The sequence below is a fragment of the Paenarthrobacter sp. Z7-10 genome (genome assembly GCF_026932795.1).
GTDB lineage: Bacteria > Actinomycetota > Actinomycetes > Actinomycetales > Micrococcaceae > Arthrobacter_M.
The window spans coordinates 24070-44371 of the sequence record NZ_JADPVH010000021.1 but is presented as its reverse complement, the minus strand read 5'-3'; the positions used below and the strand labels follow the sequence as shown (position 1 = coordinate 44371).

Genomic DNA, 20302 nt, shown 5'->3' with positions numbered 1-20302 from the left:
TCCTCCGCCCTTGACTTTAGTTACTCAATTAGATTTACATAATAGCTAAGCCATGTGCCGCACCTCACAGTCACGGCTGAGACCACCTTCGACTATTCCGGGCACCAGGAGTGCTCCGGCTGGAGTCGGGAGCGTTTCGGCCAGGAAGGTAAGAGTGGGCAACCTGCCATGGACAGCCGAGGTTGGATGCGAGGGAGCATCGTGAAACGAACCATTCTGAATCGAAATCCGAAACGAACCGGCACGAAAAGAAACACCATCATCCGGAGAACACAGTTTGCGGCGCTCGGTCTCGCGGCGCTGACGCTGCTGGCCACCGCCGGCTGCGGATCTTCCGCCGGGGCGTCGGATGGCAAGACCATCAAGGTGGCCTACCAGAAGTTCGGCAATTACAAACCGCTGGAAAAACTGCTCAATGCGGCCAAGTCGGAGGTCGAAAAGGCGAATCCGGGGACCACCGTCACTCTGCTGCCCATTGAGGCTTCGGAAAACGACTATTACACCAAACTGTCCCTGATGAATAAGTCCGCATCGACAGCTCCGGACATTGCTTATGAGGACACCTTCCTGATTAAGTCCGACGCTGCTGCGGGGTACCTCCTGCCGCTGGATGACTATGTCAGTAAGTGGGCCGATTGGAAGCAGTTTGTTCCCAATGCCCAGGACGCCGGCAAGGGCGACGACGGTAAAACTTACGGTGTCTCCATGGGCACCGACACCCGGGCCCTGTGGTACAGCAAGGATCTGTTCAAGAAGGCCGGGCTGCCGGTGCCGTGGCAACCGAAAACCTGGGACGACATCCTGGCCGCGGCAGACACCATCAAAGCGAAGCTGCCCGGCGTAATTCCGATGAACCTGTATTCCGGAAAAGCCGCCGGTGAGGGTGCCTCCATGCAGGGCTTTGAGATGCTGCTCTACGGAACAAACGATCCGCTTTATGACGAATCTTCCAAGAAGTGGGTAACCGGCTCGCAGGGTTTCAAGGATTCACTGAACTTCGTCAAGAAGATCTACTCGGACGGCCTTGCCCCAACGCCGCAGCAGGCCCTGGACGCGCAGATTGTTAACATCGCCACCGATACCTGGCTGCCGAAGGGCAAGCTGGCCATCGATCTGGACGGCTCCTGGCTGCCGAGCAAGTGGAGCGAGGGTGGGTCCAGTCCCTGGCCAACCTGGCAGGACACCATGGCGACGGCAAAGATGCCCACCCAGGACGGTTCAGATCCGGGGGCTGTCAGTCTTTCCGGCGGCTGGACGCTGGCCGTGGGCTCCAAAACGAAGAGTCCCGACCTGGCGGTGAAGTACCTGGAAACGGCGCTGAACCAGAAGAACTCGCTGACCTACGACATCGAGGGTGCGCAGATCGCGGTCCGCAAGGATGTCATGGACGCCCCGGAATACAAGAAATCCAGTTCCTCCTTCGGGATCCTCTCCGATGTGGTGGCGGTGACCAAGTTCCGGCCGGCGAATACCGATTATCCGAAGGTCTCCAACAACATCCAGGTGGCGATGGAGGGTGTCATGACAGGCCAGAAGTCGGTGGATGAGGCTGCCAAGGCCTACGACGAGGCCGTTACCTCGGCCGTGGGTCAAGACAAAACCACGGGCGGTCAGTAGCAGTGGCCGGGGCCGGTATTCTGCCCGACCGGCAGCTGGCAGGCCCGACGGCGGGCAGCCCGCCTCAGGCGCGCCGGAAAAAGCGGTCCCGGCCAACGCGGGTGCTGCCGCTGCTCCCGGCGGTCGTCCTGCTGGCGTTGTTCCTGCTGGGGCCGGTGGTGTGGTCCTTCTACGGATCGTTCACCAACGCCGCGCTGACCGGTGCGGCGGCCAACAACACATCCTTCGTCGGTCTGGACAACTACATCTCCCTGTTCGGATCGTCGGTCTTTCCGACGAGCCTGGTGCTGACCATCATTTTCGTTTTCGCCTCGGCCGTGGTGGGCCAAAATCTTCTCGGACTGGGCCTCGCCGCGCTGATGCGCAACGGAAACAAGGTGGTGCGGGCCATCGTTGGCGCGGCCGTGGTGGCGGCCTGGGTGCTGCCGGAAATCGTGGCGGCGTTTGCGTCCTATGCATTCTTCAGCGACACCGGCACGCTGAACATGATTCTGGCGGGCGCGCACCTGCCCACCATCAACTGGCTTTATGACACCCCGATGGTGGCGGTGACATTGGCCAACATCTGGCGTGGCACCGCGTTCTCGATGATGGTGTACTCAGCCGCGCTGATGAATATTCCACCGGAGATCACCGAAGCCGCCACCGTGGATGGGGCCGGCGGCTGGCAGCGGATGTGGAACGTGACCTTGCCGATGATCCGGCGCAGCATCTCCACGAACATGATGCTCATTACCCTGCAGACACTCTCGGTGTTCACGCTGATCTGGGTGATGACCGCCGGAGGGCCGGGAACGAAGAGTTCCACACTGCCGATCCTGGCCTACCAGGAGGCCTTCCAGTTCTCCAACCTCGGCTACGGCACGGCCATCGCCACCATCCTGCTGGTAGTGGGCGCAGTCTTCTCCATTATTTATATCCGCGCACTGAAACCGGAGGTGGACTGAATGAGTGCAGTCAGTATTTCCCGCGTCTCGCTCTCCGCTCCACGCCGCAACGGCGTTGGCTGGCTGACCAATGGACTGCTGCTGATCCTGGCGGCATGTTTCCTGTTGCCGATGGCGTGGCTGGTGCTCGCATCGCTGAACGCCAACGCCACGCTGGCGGTGGCGCTGCCCGATCAGTGGTCGCTGTCCAACTTCAGCAAGGTGCTGACCCCGGAACAGACGCTGCTCCCGCTGTGGAACTCCGTGGTCCTCTCCGGCGGCACGGCCCTGATCACGGTGCTGTGCGCCGTGCTGGCCGCCTATCCGCTCTCGCGGTATTCGCTGCGGATCAAGAAACCGTTCCTGTATGGCATCCTCTTCGGCACCGGCCTGCCGGTTACGGCGATGATGGTCCCGGTCTACAGCCTCTTCGTGACCTTGAACCTGCTGGATTCCCTCGGCGGGACCATCTTCTTCATGGCAGCGACCTCACTGCCGATGGCCATCTGGATGACGAAAAACTTCATGGACGAGGTGCCGATCGCGCTGGAGGAGGCGGCCTGGGTGGACGGCGCGTCCTCGATGCAGACGCTGCGCACCATTGTGGTGCCGCTGATGCGCCCGGGCATCGCCGTCGTCTTCATTTTTGTCTTTATCCAGGCCTGGGGAAATTTCTTCGTCCCGTTCGTGCTGCTGCTCTCACCCGATAAGCAGCCGGCGGCCGTCTCCATCTTCAATTTTTTTGGCCAGTACGGCGCGGTGGCCTACGGCCAACTCGCCGCCTTCTCGCTGTTGTATTCAGTGCCGGTCGTTGTGCTGTACGTTGTGGTCCAGAAGTTCCTGGGCGGCTCGTTTGCCATGGCTGGCGCCGTCAAAGGCTAATGTTCCCTTCCGAAATTCCAGGAGTTCCACATGCATGATCACCGTTTGATCACCGAAGGCCGGCTCGACAGGTTCGTCCAGGACCGGATTGGGCCAGCCATCTACCCGCGAACCGCTCAGCTGGATGTCCAGGCCTGGGAGGTGCCGGATGAGCCGGTTCAGGCCGCCGAGGCAATCGGGCAGGACTATTCGCCGTTCAAAGTCGGCGAACCGTGGGGACGCCCGTGGGGCACCGTCTGGTTCCACGTGACCGGAGACATGCCGTCTGGGTTCGGCAAGGCGTCCGGGCGCAGCGTGGAGGCCGTGGTGGACCTGGGCTTTGACCCGGCCTTCCCGGGCTTTCAGTGCGAAGGCATCATCTGGCGTCCGGACGGCAGCATCGTCAAGGCGCTCTCGCCGCGCAACAGCTGGGTGCCGGTGGACGGCGGCGACATCGACTTTTACGTCGAGGCCGCAGCCAACCCGAACGTGGGCCAGGCGTTCAACCCGACGCCGATGGGGGATAAGGCCACCGCCGGAATCGAGCCGCTCTACCGGCTGCGGCAGGTGGACATTGCGGAGCGCGATGACACGGTGTGGGAGCTCAACCAGGACGTCTGGGTGCTGCGCGGACTGATGCTCCAGCTTGGCGTGGATGTTCCGCGCCGCGGGGAGATCCTGGCCGCCCTGGAACGGATGCTTGATGTGATGGATCCCGAGGATGTCGGTGGCACGGCGGCCGCCGGGCGGGCCGAGCTAGCAGCCGTGCTGGCCCGGCCGGCCTACGCCTCCGCGCACCACATTGTGGCCACCGGTCACGCGCACATTGATTCCGCCTGGCTGTGGCCGGTCCGGGAGACCATCCGCAAGTGTGCCCGCACGTTCTCCAACGTTGTGGCCCTGATGGACGCGGATCCGAACTTCGTTTTTTCCTGCTCCTCCGCCCAGCAGCTGGCCTGGATGAAATCCTCCTATCCCGAGCTGTTTGAACGGATAAAAGCCAAGGTGGCCGCAGGGCAGTTCGTGCCGGTCGGCGGCATGTGGGTTGAGTCGGACACCAACATGCCCGGCGGCGAGGCAATGGCCCGGCAGTTTGTGGCCGGCAAGTCCTTCTTCCGCCGGGAATTTGGCGTGGACCCGCAGGAGGTATGGCTGCCGGACTCCTTCGGCTACTCCGGTGCGCTGCCGCAGATTGTGGCCGCGGCCGGAGCCAAATGGTTCCTGACACAGAAAATCTCCTGGAACCAGACCAATAAGTTTCCGCACCACACCTTTGACTGGGAGGGTATCGACGGCACCCGGGTCTTCACCCACTTCCCGCCGGTGGACACCTACAATTCCGAGCTCTCCGCCGCGGAACTGGCACACGCGCAGCGCAATTATCGGGAGAAGGGCCGTGGGACGGTTTCGCTGGTGCCCTTTGGCTGGGGCGACGGCGGTGGCGGACCGACGCGCGAAATGATCGCCGCGGCGGCGCGCACTGCGGACCTGGAAGGCTCGCCGGCGGTGCGGATAGGAACCGCGGCCAGCTTCTTTGAACAGGCGCAGGCCGAATACCCCAATCCGCCGGTCTGGGTGGGTGAAATGTACCTGGAGCTGCATCGCGGGACGTACACCAGCCAGTCCAACACCAAGCGCGGCAACCGGCGCAGCGAGCACTTGCTGCGTGAAGCCGAACTGTGGGCAGCCACCGCCGCGGTCCGGAACGGAACCCCCTACCCGTACGACGAGCTGGAACGGTTGTGGCAGCTGGTGCTGCTGCAGCAGTTCCACGACATCCTGCCCGGCTCGGCCATCGCCTGGGTGCACCAGGACGCGGAGCGGAACTACGCCGCCATCAGCCGGGATCTGGAGGCGTTGATAGCCGCCTCGGCCACGGCTGTGGTTGGCGAGGGCACCGTCCCGCTGCTGCTCAACGCCGCCCCGCATCCGCGCTCGGGCGTGCCGGCGCTCGCGGCCGGTGCCGTAGTGGACGCCGCGGCGGGTTTGGTTGCCGGAACGGCGTCAGGCACGACGGCGGCAGGGGTGACGGCGGCCAGCACGACGGCGACGGGCACAACGGAGCCGGGGGTGACGGCGACGGGCACGACGGCGGCCATCACGACGGCCTCAGGGGTGACGGCGGCAGCGCGTCCCGGCGGAGCCGTAAAGGCCAGCACCGCCGCCGACGCCCACACGCTGGACAATGGCGTGATCCGGGCAACCATCGACGACGCCGGCCGGCTGATCTCCCTGCTGGACTATGCCAGCGGACGTGAATCCATCGCCCCGGGCGAATTTGGCAACCACCTGGAATTCCACCGTGACATCCCGAATCAGTGGGATGCCTGGGACATTGACGAGCACTACCGGCGCTCGGTGCGCAGCCTTGACCAGGTGATCGCCCCAGTGGAGCTCGTGCAATCCGAAGCTGAGGCCGCCGTCGTCGTCAGCCGTTCCACCGGCAAATCCACCATTACCCAACGCCTCTCGCTGACCCCGAACGCCGCGTCCCTGACCATCGTGACGAACATCGACTGGAAGGACGAGGACAAACTGCTCAAACTGGGCTTCCCGTTCGACGTCCGCGCCGATCGGTCCGCCGCGGAAACGCAATTCGGCCACGTTTACCGCGCCACGCACGAGAACACGTCGTGGGAGGCCGCGAAATTTGAGATCTGCGCGCACCGCTGGATCCATGTGGGCGAGCCGGGTTATGGCGTCGCCGTCAGCAATGACGCCACGTATGGGCACGACGTCACGCGCAACGTTCGGGCCGACGGCGGCACCACCACGCGCGTGCGGCTGTCCCTGCTGCGCGCCCCGCGCTATCCGGATCCGACCACCGATCAGGGGCAGCGCACCTTCACGGTCACGGTCCGGCCGGGTGCGGCGATCGCCGACGCCGTCGAGGAGGGTTACCGGACCAACCTGGTTCCGCGCATCGTCAATGGTGCGCATCCGGTGGAGCCGCTGCTGACGGTGTCCAACCCAGCCATCGTGATCGAAGCCGTCAAACTGGCTGAGGACCGGTCCGGAGACGTCATCGTGCGGCTCTACGAGTCGCTCGGTGAACGGTCGACGGGCTCGGTCACCGCCGGATTCGACGTAACCTCCGTGCAGGTGACGGACCTGCTGGAGGATGAGATTGCTGCTCCGGCGGGCATTGGAACAGCCAGCGCAGGAGCTGATTTGACGCTGCGGCCCTTCCAGCTGGTGACCCTGCGTTTTGTCCGGTGACGGGCCGCGGACCTGGGATCACGCCGTCGGCCGGCTCCGGCCGACGACCGGACACGGAAAGGAGAGCGAACACCGTGAACAGGAGCGGCGTCCCTGGAGCTGCGACAGCTACGTAGCCCAACGGGATGCGACCGCGGCGGGGGGCCTGATCTTCGGTAAAAACAGCGATAGGCCGGCCGGCGAGGCGCAGCCCCTGCGTCTGATTCCGGCGCGGGAAAAGGGGGACGCACTTCAGTTGGCCTACGCCTCCATTCCGGACGAACCGGCCTACGCGCACCTGGGTGCTGCACCCTTCTGGTGCTGGGGCTGCGAATTCGGCGTCAACGAACACGACGTGGCGATCGGAAATGAGGCCCAGTTCACCCGCTCCTGGGCGGAGAACGTACAACACGCCGGGAACGGGAATTCCCCAGCAGGCGGCATTCTCGGCATAGAACTTGTCAGGCTCGGTCTGGAGCGGGGACGCTCCGCACGGGCTGCACTGGATGTCATGACGTCGCTGCTGGAACGCCATGGTCAGTGGGGCTCGAGGCTGTTCGGCAAGGACCCGGTTGAGGGGTCTTATGACAATTCGTACCTGATCGCCGACCCATATGACGCCTGGGTGCTGGAGACCTGCGGCAGGGAGTGGGTGGCGCGGCAGATAAGATCCGGCATCTGCTCGATCAGCAACGAGCCCTCCATCAGGACGGAATACGACCTTTGCAGCGCTGGCTTGCTGGCAACGGCCCAAGCCCGGGGATGGACCAGCCCTGACGCACCCTTCGACTATGCCTCAGCCATACCGATCCCGGGACACCGCTGAAGGTGTCCCATCTGCGTCAGCGGCGCTCGCAGAGCCTGCTCGAATCAGCCCGGGTACGCGGAGCCGTCGATCTGCACAGCGCAAAGGCGGTGCTGCGTGACCATTTCGAGGGTTCGTTCCTGGACGGTCCCTATTTCAGTGCGGCCCGCCCCGATTTCCTCACGCTGTGCATGCACGAGCACACGGCGGGATTCACCTGGGGAAACACCGCCGGATCGTTGATCGTGGAGATGCGCACGGACGCGGAGGACCTCACGGTGATCTGGTGGACACCGCTGCCGCCCTGCATCGGGGTCTACATTCCGGTCTTCCTGGCATCCGGGCAGATTCCCGGGGAACTGCAGCTTCCTGCTCCCGATGCGCTGGTGCGGCCGCCCGAGGAATACAGCCAATCTCCCTTTGACCCGGCATCCTACTGGTGGCGTTTTCAAAATCTGCTTGACGCCGTCAAAGGGGACAGCGCAGGAACGCAGTTCACCGAACGGCAGAGATCGGTCCGCGCCCGCTTTGATCCGCTCGAAGCCCGCTGGCATGAGGCAGTGGACGAATTGAGACGGGTCTGGAAAAGCGCGGACGGTGCGGCGCGGGGCCACCTCGTCGACGGCTTCCGCGCCTTAACGGCCGTGGCAGTGAGCGACGCCGGTGCAGTGGTTGATGCATTCCTCCTTGAGTACGAGCCAAGAGGAAGGACGGAATCGATCGATCCCCGCTGGGCCGTGGCGGAGCGGCGTTGAGCGATATGACCCGATGTGACGCGGTCAGGGCGGGCGGGACACGCGAGTTAATCGGCAGGAACTCCCGGATAGGGGCCGGAACTGGCAAACTGGTAGCACATCAAACTTGCCAGGAGGATAGCCGTGAGCATCGATATGCGGGAAAACACCAACCGTCGGTTGAAAGCCGTGCTGGATATTATGGCTGCCGGAGTGTGGACGGGCCAGGATGTCGGTGGCGGAGCGGTGTTGGCGGAAGCTATTGTTCAGGTCCCGCTTAACGCGCAGGAGAGCGAGCTGCTCAGCGGTGGAATTCCCCGCGGACACAAGAACCTGACGGCTGCCACCGCAAAACTGGTCAAGGCCGGCTGGCTGCGCAAGGCCGGTGGCTGGAGCATCACCGACGACGGCATGCGCGCTGTGGTGGCCTTCCCGGATGCGAATTCCCTGGCCTCGGCGCTCGATCAGGGTACCCCTGTTCCGGCAGACATGCCCGTTCCCACGGCTCCCATTGAGCAGCCGAAGGCAGCCAAAGCCGCCACGACGGTTAAAAAGTCCCGGCCCCGCAAGGCCGAGTCGGCCGCGGCCCCCGAGCTTTTCGAGCTCGACGACGTTGCCGCCGCCGGCAAGCCGCGTGCAGCTTCCACCCGCAGCTCCAAAAAGCGGACGACCGCCGTTGCAGCCGCAACGGCGCCGTTGGACGGCCCGTCGCAGGAGCCCGCACCGGCGGCGCTGAGCGTTCCGGCCTCCGATTCTGTTCCGGCATCGAAAACCACCTCCAGCCCCCAGCCGCGTGCTCAGTCGGGCGCTCCGTCGGATGCACAGCCGGACGCCCATCCCAACGCCGGAACCGACGCGCAGCCGGACGCCGTAGCGATCGCCGGTGACTTCAGCACCCTGCTTGGCGCTCCGGAAAACTGGGTTCCGAGCTTTGACGAGGTGCAGATGACGCTGGACACTTCGGATCGCCTTTGGACCCTGACGGCGGACATGCCGGCCGGCTATTACAGCTACAAGGTGGCCATTAACCGCGGCTGGGATGAAAACTACGGCGCCTTCGGCGTGCCGGACGGCGCCAACCACGAACTGCACCATGCCGGCGGGTCCATCACCTTCCGCTACGACCACAACACCAGGGACGTCAGTACCGACTGACGCGCCCGGCTCGGCGTAGCATCGTGCCATGACGGCCAACGATGGCGCAACGCAGAAGGTTTTCAACCAGCCGCCGGTGCGGGTGGACGTCAACGAGTTTGCCTGCAATCAGGTACTGGCTGAGTTTGTCCAGACCATCGGTGGCGCCGCCGACAGCGCGGGTCTTGAGGAGTTGCACCGAATCGGGGCCTTGGTCGGCTCGGCCGACTTCCAAAATGATGCACGGCTGGCCAACGCCAACCCGCCCGTGCTGCAGACGCACGACAGGTACGGCCACCGGATCGATGAGGTGGAGTATCACCCGGCGTACCATCGAATCCTTGGCGAAGCCGTCCGGACCGGCGCGCACACCGCCGCGGTGGCGCGCCCGGGTCCGGGAGCCAGCGCGCAGCGGGCGGCGGCCTTCATGCTGTTCGCGCAGGTTGAACCAGGCCATGCCTGCCCTGTATCGATGAGCCATGCCGCCGTCGAGCCCTTAAAACTTGCGCCTGAACTGGCCATTGACTGGCTGCCGCGGCTGTACTCGACCAGCTACGATCCGCTGCTGCGGCCCGGCAAGGCGAGCGCGCTGATCGGCATGGCAATGACGGAGAAACAGGGCGGATCGGATGTGCGGGCTAACACTACAACGGCAACTGCCACGCTGGCGGGCCACCATATCCTGACCGGGCACAAATGGTTCTGTTCGGCGCCGATGTCCGACGCGTTCCTGGTGCTGGCGCAGGAAGGGACGACTACTGTCGGCGGGGTGGTGCAGAACGGGCTGTCATGCTTCCTCGTACCCCGCGTACTGCAGGATGGCGCCCGCAACGTTTTCCGGATTCAGCGGCTCAAGGACAAGCTGGGCAACCGGTCCAACGCTTCCTCGGAGGTGGAATTCGCAGACACAGTGGGATTCCGGGTGGGGGACCCGGGCCGCGGGGTGCGCGCCATCATGGGAATGGTGGGCCGCACCCGGCTGGATTGTGTGCTTGGGACCGCCGCCGGGATGCGGCAGGGCGTGACTGAGGCGCTGTGGCACACCCGGCACCGGGCGGCCTTCGGGCGCACGCTGGCGGAGCAGCCGGCGATGGCCAATGTTCTGGCGGATCTGGCTCTGGAGTCGGAGGCGGCCACGGCCACGGCGATGCGGCTGGCCCGCGCTTACGACGAGCCGGCTGGTGGTGCGGCCGACGGCGGCTTTCACGCTGGTGGTGCCGACGGCGGCTTTCACGCTGGTGGTGCGGCCGACGGCGGCTCCCGCGACCATGATGCGGGCTGCTTTCACGCTGGAGGTTCGGCCGACGGCGGCCGTCGCGGCCGTGGTGCGGAAGCGGAGACGGGCAGTTCGACGTCGGAGCCTGCCTTCCGGCGCTTGGCCACCGCTGTTGCCAAATATTGGGTTTGCAAGCGTGGACCGGGGCACGCCTACGAGGCGATGGAGTGCTTGGGCGGCAACGGCTATACGGAGGCCTTCCCGCTGGCGCTGCGCTACCGGGAACAGCCGGTGCTGGCCATCTGGGAAGGCGCGGGTAACGTCGTCGCCCTCGACGTGCTCCGTGCTATGGCGACCGAACCGGAGTCTGTGGACGCGTTTATGTCGGAATTGCGCTTGGCCCAGGGTGTGAACGTGGTTTTCGACGGGTACCTTGGCGCTCTGGAGCAGCAGCTGATGGCCGTGATGCAGCGACCGGGGGATTTCGGCGCGTCTGCCCGCACCCTGGTGGCGATGCTGGCGCTCGCGTTCCAGGCCTCCTTACTGATCCGCTGGAGCCCGTTCTGTGTTCGGACACGAACAACTTTCACCGTTGTCTTTGATGCCCCAGCCGGCGCTGCGATCCTGCCGGTCCCCTGCGAACCGGCCTGCTCAGCGTGGTTCAATCCGGCGCCAAGGGTGGCTGACCGTCCACCCGATCGGGTCAAATTCAAAATAGTTCCCTGACCAGCCTGATCGTAATTGCGGCTGATCGAGGTCCCGATGAGGTCGCAATTGAGCAGGGTGCGTGCCCACCGCGCCGTGCGAAACGAACTCGCTTGGGGGCAGGAACCCCGTCGCGGATCGATCGTTTTCACATAGTTCCGGGTCGGTTGCGAAACTGACACCGGTCAAATCAGCGAGGATCGCGCCCGTCTCCCGCGCTTTCTCTTCGGTGCTTGTGATGATCCGTTGAAGCCGGCCCAGCCAGTTGTGGCTCGCGAGGCCCGCTGCGCGGATTCGGCCGGCGTCCGACAGCCCCCACTGCTCGACGGGAATGTACGGATCGGCGTTGACCTCGGGATGCGTGATGAAATACGAATGCATGGCCTCAACCTATCCGCCGATCGTGCTGTCCGGGGTGTGAAGGTGCCGGGGTGTGAAGGTGCGGGGTGTGCGACAGGATGGCAGGTTAGGGAGCCTGACCCGCCGTTGGCACTTTCTTGTTATGTTGTGAAATCCATCGAAAGTTCAAGGGTCGGACCGTCATGACGGAAGAACGGAATTGGGCGGGCAACCTCCGCTATCGGGCGGCCGCTCTGCAGCGTCCGCGCAGCGTCGAGGAACTCCAGGAGATGGTGGCCGCCGCCTCAAAGGTGCGGGCTCTTGGCTCGAGGCACTCCTTCAATGACATCGCGGATACTTCCGGAACTTTGATCTCCCTTGAGGATATTGACGCAGGTGGCACGGGCATCGTCGTAAATTCGGACGCCCGCACCGTCACCGTGACCGGCGGCCTCAGGTATGGAGCGCTTGGCGAGGAGTTGGAGCGACGGGGTTTTGCGCTGCACAACTTTGCCTCTTTGCCGCACATTTCCGTGGCAGGTGCCATCGCCACCGCAACCCACGGCTCTGGTGACTCCAACGGCAACCTTGCCAGCGCCGTCGTCGGCCTTGACGTGGTGGAGGCCAACGGGGAACTTCGCACATATTCCCGCGCGGACGCACCCGACTTTGCGGGCATGGTGGTGAGTCTCGGCGCCCTGGGCATCATCGCCCGTGTCACGCTGGAAATTCAACCGACATTCCTGGTCCGGCAGGATGTCTTCGAAAATCTTCCCTGGACGCGGGTGCTGGAGAACTTCGACGCGGTGACATCAAGTGCCTACAGCGTCAGCTTGTTTACCGACTGGCGCGGCGAAGCGGCGAGTCTGGCTTGGCTGAAGAGCCGCGTCACGGACTCGGCGCCTGCCGCTGGGCGGAGTGACTTCTTTGGCGGTACACCGGCGCTGCAGGGCCGGCACCCGCTGCCCGGCGTTTCAGCCGTGAACTGCACTGAACAGCTCGGTGTGCCCGGACCGTGGTCGGATCGGCTGGCGCACTTTCGGATGGCGTTTACGCCCAGCAGCGGCGATGAACTGCAGACCGAATACCTGGTTCCGCGCGGGCATGCGGTTGGGGCAATTGAGGTGATGCGGTCCATGTCGAAGCAGATCAGCCCCCTGCTCCTGGTCTCGGAGATCCGCACAATGGCCGCTGACGACCTGTGGCTAAGCGCCAACTACGGTCGGGACGGAATCGGACTGCACTTGACCTGGAAGCCGGAACAGGGGGCCGTTGAAAGGCTGCTGCCGCTGCTGGAAGAAAAGCTGGCTGCGTTCGATGCGCGGCCGCACTGGGGTAAGCTCTTCCACGCCGAAGCTGCCGCGCTCGAACCTCTCTATCCGCGGTTCACGGACTTCAAGGCCATGGCCGAGCGGGTCGATCCAGAGCATAAATTCCGCAATGCGTTCCTGGATCGCAAGGTCTTCGGCGTTTAGGCAGCCCACAGGACCGCAGGCTGTTCCCATGCCCCAGCGCCGACGTGGACCGGCAAGTGCCTGCGTGAGGGCCCCGTGTCGGAAAAAGAACTACTTGGTGGAAAAGGCCGAGTCAAAGGCGGCGGCCGACGGCGTGATCCGACCCAGAGAGCGGACCAGTGCCAAAGCTTCGGGGCCACCCACCAGCCGGTCCATGCCGGCATCCTCCCACTCCACACTGGTGGGGCCGGCGTAACCGATCGAGTTGAGCATCCGGAAGATCTTTTCCCACGGCACGTCACCGTGCCCGGCAGTGACGAAGTCCCAGCCCCGGCGCGGATCACCCCACGGCAGGTGTGAACCGAGCCGGCCGTTGCGCCCGTCGAGCTGCTTGGTGGACTCCTTCACATGCACGTGGTAAATCCGGTCCCGGAAGTCGGCAAGAAAGCCCACCGGGTCCAGGTCCTGCCAGATAAAGTGCGAGGGGTCAAAGTTTAAGCCGAAGGCCTCGCGGTGCCCGATCGCCTCAAGGGTGCGCTTTGTGGTCCAGTAGTCATAGGCGATTTCTGAGGGGTGCACTTCCAAAGCGAAGCGCACGCCGACCTCGTCGAAAACATCGATGATCGGATTCCAGCGGGTGGCGAAATCCTCGTAACCGCGTTCGATCATGGCATCCGGTACGGGAGGGAACATAGCCACACACTTCCAGATGGAGGATCCGGTGAAACCTGTCACGGTCCTGACGCCAAGCCGGGCTGCGGCCCGGGCAGTGGTCTTAAGCTCTTCCGCGGCGCGCTGCCGCACGCCCTCGGCCTCGCCGTCGCCCCAGACCCGGGTGGAGACGATGGCCTGGTGCCGTTCATCGATGGGGTCATCGCACACAGCCTGGCCGTTGAGGTGGTTGGAGATGGCGTAGACCTTGAGGTTGTTCCGCTCAAGGATGTTCAGCCGGTTCTGCAGGTAGGCATCGTCTTCCACGGCACGCCATGGATCCAAATGATCTCCCCAGCAGGCGATTTCGAGCCCGTCATAGCCCCATTCGCCGGCAAGGCGGGCCACTTCTTCGAACGGCAGGTCGGCCCACTGGCCGGTGAAGAGTGTTACGGGGCGGGGCATCGGATCTCCTTTGTTGGTTGCTGTGGGTGCCACAGCTGTGTTCGCTTCTGCCACACTATCCATCCTGCGGAGCGCGCTGCTAGCGATCGTCCAGCTTTCTCTGCAAGACTCGGCAAATGGGAAATATGATTTCGCTCGGCAACGGTTTACCCGCCTACCTCAGCACACCGGAAGGTTTCACCGATGGTACGGCGCAGGAGGGCGGTCTTATTAAGGGCGCCCTGATTGTCATTCACGAGGTGTGGGGGCTGGTGGAGCACACAAAAGAGGTGGCGGACCGCTTTGCCGCGGAGGGCTATCTGGTGTTGGCACCGGATTTGCTGGCCGACGAGCGGATGCAGCCCGAACTGGCGGCGGAACTGCAGGACAAACTGTTCGATCCGGAAAGCCGGGCAGAAGTTCAACCCAGGCTTCGGGAGGCCACGGCACCGTTGCAGGCCCCCGGCTTCGGCGAGAAAACAGCCGCAGGGATGCAGACCTGTTTTGATTACCTTGCAGCCATCGGGGCGGTGGGAGAACGGATCGGCATCACCGGATTCTGTTTTGGCGGCAGCTATTCCTTCTCGCTTGCGGTCAGCGAGCCGCGGCTCAAGGCGGCGGTTCCTTTTTACGGTCATGCCGATTTCAGCACCGACCAATTGCGGAGCATCGCCGCTCCGGTGCTGGCGTTCTACGGGGACAAAGACGAGGCGCCGGTCTCGAAGTTGCCCGCGCTCAAGGACTCCATGCGTGAGGCCGGGGTGGAATTTACCGCAATCGTCTATCCGGATGCCGGCCACGCCTTCTTCAACGACACCAACCGGTGGACCTACCGCCAGGACGACGCGGCGGACGCATGGCGGAAGACGCTCGACTTCCTGGATAAGAACCTTCGCTAGCACCTTTTCCCAACTGAGTGACAGATAACGCACTCAAAATCCCGAATGAGTGCGTTATCTGCCACTTACTTTGTTTGAAGCCTTGCGCTCGGAAGATGAGGGCGGGAGGGGCCGCGGGAGAGTCAGGGCGCGGAAGGGGCCGCGCGAGTCAGCGGTATTTCCGGTGCTGATTTTCCTTGCCGGATGGCCCGGGGGCTGCGGCCGCGATCCAGGGCCCCGTCCCTTCGGACACGTCGATGATGCCCTGCTCGAGCCAGCCGTAATCCCCGGCGAGGACGCCGGACGAAAGGCGGCGATCGCCGTCGTCCGTGTTGTGCCAGAGGTCGGTGAACAGGGCGTCCACCCGAATCCTGGCTTGGCCGCAGAAGGCATCCGCCAGTTCGAGTGCGTGCCGACCGCGGGTGGGATCGTCCAGGCGCAGCATTTCCGCCCGGCTGCAGCAGGCCGCCATGGCGAAGAGTTCGGCGCCAATATCAACGATCCGTCCCAGGAAAACCTGCTTGTATTCCAGTTTGGCTTGCCAGCGGCCCATGCCGTAGAACGTCTGCCGGGCCAGCTTGCGGGATTCGCGCTCCACGTAACGCAGGTGTTTGGCCAGCGGACCGAACTCATTGTAGGACCGCGGATCCATCCCCTTGCCGACGGCCAGCTGGGGCAGCCACTTGGCGTAGAAGCCGCTGGCCGCCATCGCCGCTTTCCCCTTTTGGGCCATGGAGGCGGTCGTGGACGCCAGATCACCGGCAGCGTTCAGATGCGCATCCACGGCTTCGCGGGCAATGAGCAGGTGCATGATTTCCGTGGAGCCCTCGAAAATCCTGTTGATCCGCATGTCGCGGAGCAGCTGCTCCGCGGGAACCGCGCGCTCTCCGCGGGCAGCCAATGATTCGGCCGTTTCGTAGCCGCGGCCGCCGCGGATCTGCACCAGCTCATCCGCGCAGCGGTACGCCATTTCCGACGACCACAGTTTGGCAAGCGCGGCCTCGATCCGGACATCCTTCATGCCCGAATCGGCCAGCGCCGCCGACAGTTCGAAGACTGCCTCCAGCGCAAACGCGGTCGCGGCCAGGAAGGCTATCTTCTTGCCCACCGCCTCATGCTGACCAACCGGCTTGCCCCACTGAGTGCGGGCATTGGACCATTCCCGCGCGATTTTCAAGGTCCATTTCCCGGTCGCGGCGCACATGCCGGGAATGGACAGCCGCCCGGTGTTCAGCGTGGTCAGCGCGATCTTCAGCCCCTGGCCCTCGCGGCCCAGCCGGTTGGCGGCGGGCACACGGACCTGATGGAAGCGGGTGACTCCGTTCTCGATGCCGCGCAGGCCCATGAAGGAATTGCGGTTTTCAACAGTGATGCCGGGTGTATCGGCCTCCACGATGAAGGCGCTGATGCCGCCCTTAGTTTCCGTTCCGTCCGGCAGGGTGCGCCCGGGGACGGTGGCCATGACGACGACGATTTCGGCGATGACCCCGTTGGTGGTCCACAGCTTGACCCCGTCCAAAACATATTCGGAACCGTCAGCGCTGGGTACGGCGGTGCAGCCCATCCGTGCCGGGTCCGAGCCCACGTCCGGTTCTGTGAGCAGGAACGCGGTAATGGCACCGGCGGCACACCGAGGCAGGTATTCCTTCTTCTGCTCCTCGGTGCCGAAAATTTTCACCGGCTCAGGCACGCCAATCGACTGATGGGCTGAGACAAGCGCGCCGAAGGCCGGGTGAACTGAACCGAGCAGCTGCAGGGCCCTGCCGTAATAGGTCAGCGACAACCCGAGTCCGCCGTATTTGCGCGGAATTTTCATACCGAAGACGCCCAGCTCCGTCAATCCCGCCAAGTACTCGTCCGGGATCAGCCCGTCCCTTTCAATCCGAGCGGCGTCCAGCGTTTTGCAGTAGGACTGCAGCTTGGCAAGGAACGCGCCGCCGCGTTCGGCTTCCTCCCGCGAAGGTTGCGGATGCGGGTGGATCAGGGACAGGTCGAAGCTGCCGAGGTAGAGGCCCTTGGCGAAACTGGGCCGGGTCCAGCTGGTTTCACGGGCGTCCTCGGCCACCTGGCGCGCTTCCTGTTCGGTCACGTGCGTTGCAGTGGCGCCGTCCGCGGCGGGATCTTCAACCTTGGTACTCATGCTGACCTCTTCCAACGGCGACTCTTCGCCGGTGCCTGCAGACGACCAAGGCCGGCGGTGTCACTCATGCTACTCGCGGGTAGCCAAGGAAGCTATGGATCGTATGCCAGTGATTACCGGGGGATTGTAATGGCGCCGCCGCCCGGATGCCGCAGGTATGTCGTGGCAGCCAGTGAACGTGCCGGAGCTCCAGCGGAAGGCGGCATAGGCTGGGTGCATGATCCAACATGCCAAGGGCTTCGCCGCCGAGGGGTTTGCATCCGTCCGCCGGGACTTCGACGCCATGTTCGCCGCGGACCCCGCGTACAGTGCGCAGCTTGCCGTCTACCATCACGGACGCAAGGTGCTGGATCTCCACGGCGGCCCGGATATCACCGCGGATTCCGTGACTGGGGTGTTCTCCTGCTCCAAGGGAGTCGCCGCACTCGCCTTCGGCCTGCTGGTACAGGAAGACCTGGTGGATTTGGACGCCCTTGTCACCCGCTATTGGCCGGAGTTTGGCCAGCACGGAAAAGATGCATTGACGGTCCGGCAGCTTTTGAGCCATCAGGCCGGTTTGGTGGGCGTGCTGGGCGGGTTCGGCATGGAGGAGTACAACGATTCACCGGCGGTCGCCGCCCGGCTTGCCGGGGCTGTTCCGTTTTGGCGACCCGGCAACGCCTTTGGCTATCACGCACTGACCATGGGAGTGTTCCTGGAGGAGCTCTGCCTCCGCCTCACCGGTCAGCGGCTGCAGGACGTTTACGCCGAACGCATCCGCGATCCGTTCGGCATCGACATGTTTTTGGGACTCCCGCAGGAACACGAGCACCGTTACCGCAACGTCCTCTTTGACGAGGATGCGGTGCAGCCGTTCGTTGACCCGGCCGGGATTCAGGGCATCTCCGGCAATGTGGTGGCCGGTAATCTGCTGGCACTGCCAAACATCCGGTCCGTTCGCGAGGCGGGCAGCGCCAGCGGGGCCGGCTCAGGTTCCGCGGAAGGGCTGGCCAGGTTGTATGCCGCCGCATCCACCGGTGTGGACGGCGGCGAGGCGTTCCTGACGCCTGCGACGATTGCGGCGATGAGCCAGGAGCAGGTTTGGGGCATCGATCGTGTCTTCAGCCAGGAAAGTGCCTTCGCTGTCGTGTTCATGAAGTCGCACCCGAGGTTGGATTTCGGCAGCCAGCAGGCTTTCGGGCACGACGGCGCCAACGCGGCTTTGGGCTTTTCGGATCCTGTGTACGGGCTTGGCTTTGGTTACGTGCCGCAACGCGCCGAGGAGGGTGGCACACCGGGACATGCCATGCAGCTCAGCGCCTCGGTTCGCCGGGCCGTGCTGGCGCTGACGGGATGAGTTTGGCCTGCCCATGCCTGAGCGGTGAAACGTATGCGCAGTGCTGCGGGCGCTATCACGGTGGGCTGGCGGACCCTCCGACGGCCGAAGCACTGATGCGCTCGCGCTACTGCGCCTTCGCCCGGAACGATGCCCCATACCTGCTGGCAAGCTGGCATTCCTCCACCCGTCCGGCAAGCGTTGAGTTGGACCCGACCTTGCAATGGCGGCGGCTGGACATCGTGACAGTCAGCCGGGGCGGGTTCGCGGACAACCACGGGACGGTGGAATTTAAGGCGCACTACCGTCAGCATGGCCGCTCCGGGGTGCTGGCCGAGCTGAGTCGGTTTGTCCGGGAGGACGGGCGTTGGGTCTATCTCGACGGCGAACCGCCAGCCCCATTCCCGTCAACCCGCTCCCAACTGGGTGACAGCTAACGCACTCAAAAGCGGTTTTGGGTGCGTTAGCTGACACTTAGTTGATCGCGGACTAAACGCCATTCAGGTTCGGTCTCTGCTCTGACAGACTCCGCCGGGACTGCCTAGACTGGAGCCATGAGCGAATCGGAAGCCAGGTCCACAACCACCTCCACGCCCGCAACGGCTGCGTCGCCCGCAGCCGCGGAATCCGGGTTCAGCACCAAGGGTTCCTATGTCACCGGCGGACAGGAATTCAGCCGGGATACCAATTACATCGAAACCCGGATTACCCGTGACGGCCGCGACGGCTACCCGGTGGAACCCGGGCGGTACCGCCTGGTGGTGGCGCGTGCCTGCCCGTGGGCACACCGCTCAACGATTGTGCGCAGGTTGCTCGGCCTTGAGGATGCCATCTCCATCGGCGTCTGCGGGCCTACGCATGATGCGCGTTCCTGGACCTTCGACCTTGACCCGGGCGGCATGGACCCGGTGCTGGGCATCGAGCGTATCCAAGAGGCGTACTTCAAGCGCTTCCCTGACTATGCGCGGGGTATTACCGTTCCGGCCCTGGTCGACATTCCTTCCGGGGCCGTGGTGACCAATAATTTCCCCCAGATGACACTGGACTTCTCAATGCAGTGGTCCGAATTTCACCGCGCCGGCGCACCACAGCTGTACCCGGAACCCCTGCGCGCAGAGATCGACCAGGTCAATAAGCGGGTCTTCACCGAGGTTAACAATGGTGTCTACCGATGTGGCTTTGCCGGTTCCCAGGAAGCTTATGACGCCGCTTATGACAGGCTTTTCACGGCAATGGACTGGTTGGAGGGGCGGCTGGCCGACCAGCGCTACTTGGTGGGGGACACGATCACCGAGGCCGATGTGCGCCTGTTCACGACGTTGGTCCGGTTCGATGCCGTTTACCACGGGCACTTCAAGTGCAACCGCTCAAAGCTGACGGAAATGCCGGTTTTGTGGGCGTATGCCCGGGACTTGTTCCAGACGCCCGGCTTCGGCGACACGGTGAACTTCGAGCAGATCAAGGCGCACTACTACAAGGTGCATATTGACCTGAACCCCACCCAGATTGTGCCCAAGGGGCCGGACGAGAGTGGCTGGCTCACCGCGCACGGGCGCGACAGCCTGGGCGGGCGGCCGTTCGGCAATGGCACGCCGCCGAGCCGACCGGTCGATGCCTGAGCGACCTACGCTAAAGACGGACAGGTCGTAGTGGGGCAGTGGCCCGCTGAGTACAGCTAGCTCAGGGCCTCGTTCACCTCTGTTGGTTTGGCATACTGCCGGTCGGGCAGGTTGCGGAGCGCGTCCAAGACCGAGTCGTCGGCTCCGGACTGCTCAGCCTTTTGAACCAGATCATTCCGCGACGCCGGGTAGTCCACGCTGCCCAGAGCCTTCTGAACGGCAATCGGATTTGGTTTATCTGCCATTGTTTTCTCCCTTTTTCTCGA

The 20302-nt window shown here is 64.0% G+C and carries 17 protein-coding genes; 13 read left to right on the top strand and 4 right to left on the bottom strand.

The genetic code is table 11. The features are described 5' to 3' along the window. Positions 1-201 precede the first annotated feature (201 nt). The 8 genes from IV498_RS08305 to IV498_RS08270 all read left to right on the top strand — a co-directional run bounded on the left by IV498_RS08305 (position 202) and on the right by IV498_RS08270 (position 11217). Entirely contained in the window at positions 202-1617 is a 1416-nt protein-coding gene (locus IV498_RS08305; RefSeq protein ID WP_269046091.1) for an extracellular solute-binding protein, read from the top strand. Between the two features lie 2 nt (positions 1618-1619). Further along, entirely contained in the window at positions 1620-2564 is a 945-nt protein-coding gene (locus IV498_RS08300; protein WP_442951322.1) for a carbohydrate ABC transporter permease, read from the top strand. Beyond that, a complete protein-coding gene (locus IV498_RS08295; RefSeq protein ID WP_269046090.1) occupies positions 2565-3425 on the top strand; it encodes a carbohydrate ABC transporter permease in 861 nt (286 codons plus the stop codon). A 30-nt stretch (positions 3426-3455) separates the two neighbouring features. After that, complete coding sequence (locus tag IV498_RS08290) at positions 3456-6623, top strand: alpha-mannosidase (RefSeq protein WP_269046089.1); 3168 nt, start codon at positions 3456-3458, stop codon at positions 6621-6623. Next, the gene (locus tag IV498_RS08285; RefSeq protein ID WP_269046088.1) at positions 6613-7428 is read left to right on the top strand and encodes a C69 family dipeptidase; all 816 of its coding nucleotides are present in this window, start codon (positions 6613-6615) and stop codon (positions 7426-7428) included. Before IV498_RS08290 ends, IV498_RS08285 begins: the two co-directional genes overlap by 11 nt. A 2-nt stretch (positions 7429-7430) precedes the next feature. Beyond that, positions 7431-8162 carry a hypothetical protein gene (locus tag IV498_RS08280; RefSeq protein WP_269046087.1) on the top strand — a complete coding sequence of 244 codons (732 nt, stop codon included), beginning with the start codon at positions 7431-7433 and terminating at the stop codon, positions 8160-8162. A 123-nt stretch (positions 8163-8285) separates the two neighbouring features. Further along, complete coding sequence (locus tag IV498_RS08275; protein WP_330059322.1) at positions 8286-9296, top strand: pullulanase X25 domain-containing protein; 1011 nt, start codon at positions 8286-8288, stop codon at positions 9294-9296. Positions 9297-9324: 28 nt separating this feature from the next. After that, positions 9325-11217: an acyl-CoA dehydrogenase family protein gene (locus IV498_RS08270; protein ID WP_269046086.1), complete on the top strand. Its 1893-nt coding sequence runs from the start codon at positions 9325-9327 to the stop codon at positions 11215-11217. Here the strand turns inward: IV498_RS08270 and IV498_RS08265 are convergent. Then, positions 11143-11577, bottom strand: coding sequence for a hypothetical protein (locus IV498_RS08265; RefSeq protein WP_269046085.1), 435 nt, complete (start codon positions 11575-11577; stop codon positions 11143-11145). The genes IV498_RS08270 and IV498_RS08265 overlap by 75 nt on opposite strands. Positions 11578-11738: 161 nt before the next feature. Here IV498_RS08265 and IV498_RS08260 point away from each other — a divergent pair, with 161 nt between their 5' ends. Beyond that, positions 11739-13010 carry an FAD-binding protein gene (locus tag IV498_RS08260; RefSeq protein WP_269046084.1) on the top strand — a complete coding sequence of 424 codons (1272 nt, stop codon included), beginning with the start codon at positions 11739-11741 and terminating at the stop codon, positions 13008-13010. A 90-nt stretch (positions 13011-13100) separates the two neighbouring features. Here IV498_RS08260 and IV498_RS08255 read toward each other — a convergent pair whose 3' ends face one another. Further along, positions 13101-14105 (bottom strand): sugar phosphate isomerase/epimerase family protein, encoded by a 1005-nt coding sequence (locus tag IV498_RS08255; RefSeq protein ID WP_269046083.1) that lies wholly within the window; start codon positions 14103-14105, stop codon positions 13101-13103. A gap of 116 nt (positions 14106-14221) precedes the next feature. Between IV498_RS08255 and IV498_RS08250 the strand changes: the two genes are divergently transcribed. Further along, entirely contained in the window at positions 14222-14983 is a 762-nt protein-coding gene (locus IV498_RS08250) for a dienelactone hydrolase family protein (RefSeq protein WP_269046082.1), read from the top strand. Positions 14984-15131: 148 nt separating this feature from the next. Here IV498_RS08250 and IV498_RS08245 read toward each other — a convergent pair whose 3' ends face one another. Next, positions 15132-17102 carry an acyl-CoA dehydrogenase family protein gene (locus tag IV498_RS08245; RefSeq protein ID WP_269046081.1) on the bottom strand — a complete coding sequence of 657 codons (1971 nt, stop codon included), beginning with the start codon at positions 17100-17102 and terminating at the stop codon, positions 15132-15134. A gap of 217 nt (positions 17103-17319) precedes the next feature. Between IV498_RS08245 and IV498_RS08240 the strand changes: the two genes are divergently transcribed. From IV498_RS08240 to IV498_RS08230, 3 genes are all read left to right on the top strand, one after another. Then, on the top strand, positions 17320-18438 hold the full coding sequence (locus tag IV498_RS08240; RefSeq protein ID WP_330059321.1) for a serine hydrolase domain-containing protein: 1119 nt from the start codon (positions 17320-17322) through the stop codon (positions 18436-18438). Then, a complete protein-coding gene (locus IV498_RS08235; RefSeq protein WP_269046080.1) occupies positions 18435-18854 on the top strand; it encodes a YchJ family protein in 420 nt (139 codons plus the stop codon). Before IV498_RS08240 ends, IV498_RS08235 begins: the two co-directional genes overlap by 4 nt. 117 nt (positions 18855-18971) lie before the next feature. Next, positions 18972-20036: a glutathione S-transferase family protein gene (locus IV498_RS08230; protein ID WP_269046079.1), complete on the top strand. Its 1065-nt coding sequence runs from the start codon at positions 18972-18974 to the stop codon at positions 20034-20036. 56 nt (positions 20037-20092) lie between these two features. Here the strand turns inward: IV498_RS08230 and IV498_RS08225 are convergent, their stop codons facing one another. Then, positions 20093-20281, bottom strand: a complete 189-nt coding sequence (locus IV498_RS08225) for a DUF2795 domain-containing protein (RefSeq protein WP_269046078.1) — start codon at positions 20279-20281, stop codon at positions 20093-20095. Positions 20282-20302: the final 21 nt, after the last annotated feature.